Genomic DNA, 750 nt, shown 5'->3' with positions numbered 1-750 from the left:
ATTGAAGGCGAAGGATCGTTGCAAAAATGGTTAGAAAAATACCCATTTCATGTACATATAAAGGGAGATATGAAAAGTGTTACATATGAACCGGTGCAAGAAGAGAATGTGTATACAAAGGTATTGAGTATTGTGTTAACGGCGATTCAAGAAAATTTGTGGGGAAGGTTAAAAGCATGCCCAGATTGTCGCTGGGTATTTTATGATCATTCGCGTAATGGAAGTAAAAGATGGTGCGGTATGTATGCTGGGGAAGAAGGCGGAAGAGCGTGCGGTACGATTGCAAAAGTGAAAAATTACCGAGCGAAGAGAAAAGGAAGATCGGGTTATAATGTGTAATTTATTTATGAGAAGAAAAAATCGGTTGGGGGAATGTAGGATATGGAAGGCACACAAATGTTAGCTTTAAATAAAAAGTGTTGGGATACAGTTGCACCATATTTCTTTCATGTTGATTGTTTACCAAAATACGGCCCGTATACAGCGTCTGAAGATGAAATTCATCTATTTGATTCAATCAGAAATAAAAAGGTTCTTGATATTGGATGTGGGAGTGGGCACTCATTGCAATATATGGTGGAACATGGGGCAGAGGAATTATGGGGTCTTGATCTTTCAAGTACACAAATTGAAACGGCACATGAAACGTTAAAGGGCTGGGATCCAAAGTTAATATGTGGAGCAATGGAAGAAGAAGTGGAAATTCCGAAAGAGTATTTTGACATTGTATATTCCATCTATGCATTAGGT

2 protein-coding genes are annotated in these 750 nt (G+C 38.3%); both read left to right on the top strand.

Annotated features, from left to right (window positions below; genetic code table 11):
• On the top strand, window positions 1–339 hold a 339-nt coding region (locus AC1DTM_RS29915; protein ID WP_477001637.1), incomplete at its 5' end, for a CGNR zinc finger domain-containing protein.
• 42 nt (window positions 340–381) lie between these two features.
• Window positions 382–750 (top strand): class I SAM-dependent methyltransferase (locus tag AC1DTM_RS29910; RefSeq protein ID WP_477001636.1); only part of this gene is annotated, 369 nt, incomplete at its 3' end.

It is taken from the genome of Bacillus sp. P4_D3 (assembly GCF_056401855.1).
Note: the sequence above shows the minus strand (reverse complement) of the source record. Positions and strands in the feature narration are given on the sequence as shown.